The sequence below is a fragment of the Pseudomonas sp. Pseusp3 genome (genome assembly GCF_047304225.1).
In the GTDB taxonomy this organism is placed as follows: domain Bacteria; phylum Pseudomonadota; class Gammaproteobacteria; order Pseudomonadales; family Pseudomonadaceae; genus Aquipseudomonas; species Aquipseudomonas fluorescens_CD.
In genome coordinates, this window is the sequence record NZ_JBGLYV010000186.1 from 1 (window position 1) to 5,560 (window position 5,560).

2 protein-coding genes are annotated in these 5,560 nt (G+C 60.8%); both read left to right on the forward strand.

Going from position 1 to position 5,560, the window contains the following annotated elements; genetic code table 11:
• Positions 1 to 208 precede the first annotated feature (208 nt).
• On the forward strand, positions 209 to 3,322 hold the full coding sequence (locus ACCD00_RS30060) for a transglycosylase domain-containing protein (protein ID WP_413428839.1): 3,114 nt from the start codon (positions 209 to 211) through the stop codon (positions 3,320 to 3,322).
• A gap of 193 nt (positions 3,323 to 3,515) precedes the next feature.
• Positions 3,516 to 5,560: dermonecrotic toxin domain-containing protein (locus ACCD00_RS30065; protein WP_413428840.1), on the forward strand; the 2,045-nt coding region annotated here is incomplete at its 3' end.

Consider the following 5,560-nt stretch of genomic DNA (forward strand, 5'->3'; position numbering starts at 1 on the left):
GGGGGGGGGCGGCGGGGGGGGGCCCCCCCGCCGCCGCGCCCCCCCCCCCCCCCCCCCCCCCCCCCCCCCCCCCCCACAACTGCTTCAATCAGCCCAATTAACGGTGTGTCCGTGCATCATTTTGCCCTTCACATTTTTTTCACCTTCGCCAACCACCGTCTAAGCTTGAGTCAAGTCCGATCAATCTGCGTGAATGGATCAGTCGACTATGGGCGCTTTGTGGCAAACCGATTCGAGTAAAACCGTGGTTCCGACTGAACGTGAGGATGAAGCGCCTATACCTGAAAAACCCCGTCGTTCCAGGCACGGATGGGGAGCGTTCTGGCTATTGCTGTTGATTATCGCGATTGTCGTGGGGCTGGCGGCTGCCAGGGAAATGCGTACCTCGAAGTTCCAGGCCCGGGAAGTCAGCAAATACGCTGCGTCCCTCAACTATGAGCTCAAACCCGGCCCCAGCGATGCCATTCGCTATCCGGGCGACGGGCCGTTCGATCGGCGCCTGGGCTACAGCTCTCTGGATGAATTCCTGCCGCGCCTGATCAAGCGCGATTTCGTCGTCGAGGCGCAAACCCGTTTTTCTCCGGCCCTGTTGAAGTACAGCGACAAGGGCCTGTTCGTGCCTTATGCCGAAAAAATCCAGGCCGGGCTGTCGATCACCGATTGCCGCGCAGCGCCGCTCTACCAGTACCACTATCCACAGCAGCTTTATTCAACCTTTGCCTCGATCCCGCCAGTGGTGGTCAACAGCCTGCTGTTCATCGAGAACCGCTTCCTGCTCGACCCCCAACAACCGCTGGCCAACCCGGCGGTGGACTGGCCACGGTTCGGCATGGCGGCATGGTCCCAGGTGGCCAAGATGTTGCACGTGCCCGGCCAGTCCGCCGGTGGCAGTACCTTGGCCACACAGTTGGAGAAGTACCGGCATTCCCCCGATGGCTTGACGGTCAATGGCGCGGAAAAGATCCGCCAGATGATTTCCGCCACCGTGCGCGCCTATCAGGCCGGGCCACAAACCCTCGAAGCCCGGCAGAACGTGGTTCGCGACTACCTCAACAGCGTGCCGTTATCAGCCGTACCGGGGCACGGCGAAGTGCATGGCATGGCTGAGGGCTTGCGCGTGTGGTATGGCTCGGACTTCAAGCAGGCCAACGAAGCCCTGACCAGCACTGCAACGGATCCGAAAACCATGGCGGAAAAAGGCCTGGCCCTGCGTGAAATGCTGTCGTTGATGATTGCACAGCGCCGCCCGTCGCATTACCTGACCAAAGGCCATGATGAACTGGCCGACCTCACCGACAGCCATATTCGCCTGCTGGCGCAAAATAATGTGATCGACGCTCAGTTCGCCGCCGCCGCCCTGGCCAGCAAGGTGACCTACCGCGATTGGGCCACCCAGCCGACCATTCAACCGATTGAAACCAACAAGGGCATCAGTGTGGCGCGCAGCCGTCTGGCCGGCATGCTCAATCGCCCGCTGTATGACCTCGACCGCCTCGACCTGTCCGCCACCAGCACCCTGCAAGGCGAGTTGCAATCGGAGGCCACCGAGTACCTGAAAAAACTGGCCGACCCTGGGTTTGCCACGCAGATCGGCCTGATCGGCGAACGACTTCTGACCACCACCAGCACCACCCAGGTACGCTACAGCTTCACCCTGTTCGAGCTGACCCCGGACGGCTCGCGGGTTCGGGTGCAGACCGACAGCACCGACCAGCCGTTCGACATCAACGAAGGCAGCAAACTGGAACTGGGCTCCACCGCGAAAATGCGCGTGCTGACCACCTACCTGCAAATCATCTCCGAGCTGCACGACAAATACGCCGGCATGGACGTTGCGGAACTGAAGAAAGTCGACGTACCGGATCAGGACCGCCTGAGTCGCTGGGCGGTCGATTACCTGATCGAGAACAAGGACCGCGACCTGCCAAAAATGCTCGGCGCGGCCCTGGACCGCAAATACTCCGCCAGCCCCGGCGAGGCGTTTTTCACCGGGGGCGGCCTGCATGTGTTCCACAACTTCCGCAAGGAAGACAACGGCCGCATACCGACCCTGCGCGACGCCCTGCGCGAGTCGATCAACCTGCCGTTCATTCGCCTGATGCGTGACCTGGTGCGCTACACCACCTACTCCGGTGCGAACAGCAGTGCCGAACTGTTCAAGGACGACCGCGACCCGCGGCGTCAGGAATACCTGGCCTCGTTCGCCGACCGTGAAGGTACTTCGTTCCTGCTCAAGTTCTGGAAGAAGTACAAGAACAAGGACACCCAGGAGCGGCTCGAAACCTTCCTCGACAGCATGCGTCCGACCCCGATCCGTATGGCCGCCGTGCACCGCTATCTGCTGCCACAGGCCAGCCAGGAAAGCTTCAATGCCTTCGTGCGCTCGCACCTGACCGGTGCCAAGCTCACGGAAAAACTCACTGACGAACGTCTCGTGCGGCTCTACGAGGCCTACGGTCCCGGCACCTACGACCTGCCGGACCAAGGCTTCATCGCCAAGGTTCACCCGCTGGACCTGTGGCTGATGGGCTACCTGCTCAATCACCCCGACGCCAAGTGGGGTGAGATCGTCAAAGCCAGCCAGTTCGAACGCCAGGAGGTCTATAGCTGGTTGTTCAAAAGCCGGCACAAGGGTGCTCGCGACAGCCGCATCCGCACCATGCTCGAAATCGAGGCGTTCCTCGACATTCACCAGCGCTGGCAGAAAGTCGGCTACCCGTTCGACCACCTGGTGCCGTCGCTGGCGACCGCCATCGGCAGCTCCGGCGACCGCCCGGCGGCGCTGGCGGAGCTGATCGGCACCATCCTCAACGACGGCGTGCGCATGCCGACCCTGCGCATCGACAGCCTGCATTTCGCCGCGAACACACCCTATGAAACCCAACTGATCAATGACCCGGACGTCGGAAAACGGGTGATGCCATCCGAGGTCGCCACGGCCATGCGCGAAGCCCTTTCACAAGTGGTGGATGCCGGTACGGCCAAACGCGTGGCCGGCAGTTTCAAACTGCCGGACGGCACCCCGCTGGCCATGGGCGGCAAGACCGGCACCGGTGACAACCGTATCGAGGCCATCGGTTCCGGCGGGCGGATTCTCAGTTCCAAATCACTCAACCGCACGGCGACCTTCGTGTTCTACATCGGTGACCACCATTTCGGCACACTGACTGCGTTCGTGCCGGGACGCTCGGCCGAGAACTTCACGTTCACCTCGGCGCTGCCCGTGCAGGTGCTCAAGGGCATGGCACCGATCCTGACACCGTATCTGCAACCGGGCACTCACACCATGTGCCAGCCTGGTGCGTCGACGGCTGTGCGATGACGTGGTGGTATCCATGTATTGTTCATGTCTGAATTCTGAGAGTGTCGAGCCGCAAACGGCGGTGTTTCAAACCGATCTTTAAGCTTTTTCCGGGCATGGCGCCTGCCTAGACTGGTGGCTCCACTCACGATCAACGGACGATCAAACCATGCCCATACCCTTCGCGGCACCCGCGCAGGCGCCATCAGTTCCTGTGGATAAAAGTGTCCACTATGAGTTGGTAAAAAAGGCCATTCCTTTCTGGCTGCTGAGCACCTCGACATCCAGTGTCAAAGCCCTGAAAACCGTCAGGCTGACCCTCCCCGACTGGCACAGGAATGCGTCGGCCACGGCCCATCAAAACCTTAAAAGCGACATGCAGCTGGCCTGGACTGCCCAGAACGATATCGACCGGGCGCTGAGCAATCTGCAAGATGTCTACACCTTTGCCAAACCCCTGTTACAACAGGCGTTGAAGGACCGCTACGGCGTTGAAGACGATGTCGAAGACACCTGGTTGCGACTCTATGCACCGAGAGAAACGTCTTGGTGGGTGCATGATTTCTCTTCAAGCACTCAGGCTCGCAACGTATCCCTGCTGGATGCGGCGCTGCACAACTTTTCCAGTGGCGAAACATTTACCCCGGACTCGGGGTTCATCACCCGCCCCGACGAGCGCGGTCACTTCTTCACCAAACACCTGCTGCACAAAATCAGCATCAAGCAGTTCACGTCACTGTGTCGCGAATTGAACATCGGCGCCCTGTACGAACAGCATCTGCGCGATTACCTGCTGTCCACCAATCCGGTGGCCAGCAACTTCTTGCGCTACAAAGTCACTCTCAACCAGAAACGTGCACTCAAAGTCGCGGCACACATGGCATTGATGAAAAACGACATCAGCCAGCACGCCAATCACGTCATCCAAGGCTTGATTGACGGCCACAGGAATCCGCACTGGAACGGTCACCCCGTCAGCTATTACACCCTGGAGATGATGGACGCCGCACTGACCGGCATCGTGCTGATCAGCTACTCGTCACTCACCGGCAACACCCCTGCGCCGCTGATTGCGTACGTCCCGCACGATCCGCAGCATCCGCTCAAGGAGTATCCGTCGTCGCTGCAATTCATGGCGGAACTGACCCGCCAGCTGCGCAGCACAGAGCCCGATGACAACTACCAACAGTTCTTCAGCCGGTTTGTCGCCCACAACCAGCGTGGGCATTTTTTTGCCAATTTGAACGCGCGCCTGAGCAAGGTGACATGGCAACCCGCCCCACCGGGCTCCAACCTTCCGAGTTGGCGCGACACACCGGTGAATAACCCGAATCTGCAATTTCGCGTGACGAAGTTCGAGGAGGATCGCCAGCTGCGCTATACCGGCGACCCGTGGGACTACCTCTACAAACGCAGCATGAACAAGATTTTCAACGACGCCCGGGAGATCGCGATCACCACCGAGTACGCCGACCGCATCGCTCGCTGGGCCTGGTGGGACAATCTGGAGAAAATGCTCTCGGACATTTTCAATGCCGCCCTGCTGGTGGTGACACCCTTCGTTCCGGGGCTGGGCGAGCTGATGCTGGCGTATACCGTCTATCAACTGACCGACGAAGTGGTCGAAGGCATTGTCGACCTGGCCGAAGGTCGCTTGATCGAGGCGGCTGAACAGGCCATCGGCGTGCTGGAAAGTGTCGCTCAGTTCGCTGCGTTCGCGGGGGGAGCCGCACTGGGCAACTACGCCCGGACGCAGCTCTCGCCGTTTTTCGAGGGACTCAAACCGGTCCAGTCGGCCAACGGCCAGACGCGTTTGTGGCACCCCGACCTGGCACCCTATCAGCGACCCGACATCGTCTTGCCCACCACCGCCAGGCCAGACCGGTTGGGTATCTACCAGCATCAAGAGCAAAGCCTTGTACGCTTGGACAACCAGCATTACCAGGTACGCCAGGACCCGGTAACCGGGCAACACCGCATCCAGCATCCGCAACGCGCCGACGCCTATGCGCCCACCCTGCAACACAACGGCCACGGGGCCTGGGTCAGCGAAACGGAAAACCCTCGGCAGTGGGAAGGCTCGACGCTGATGCGCCGCCTCGGTCACAGCACCGACGGTTACAGCGACCGGCAACTCGAGCGGATCCGTCAGGTCAGCGGCAGTGAAGAGGCCGAACTGCGCAGGATGCACGTTGAGCTCGCGCCACCGCCGCCGCTGCTGAGCGATACCCTGCAACGCATCGGTTCGACCGCCAGCCC

Coding starts and splice junctions, on each gene's coding strand:
- ACCD00_RS30060 (WP_413428839.1), top strand. CDS start 209: ATGGGCGCTTTGTGGCAAACCGATTCGAGTAAAACCGTGGTTCCGACT.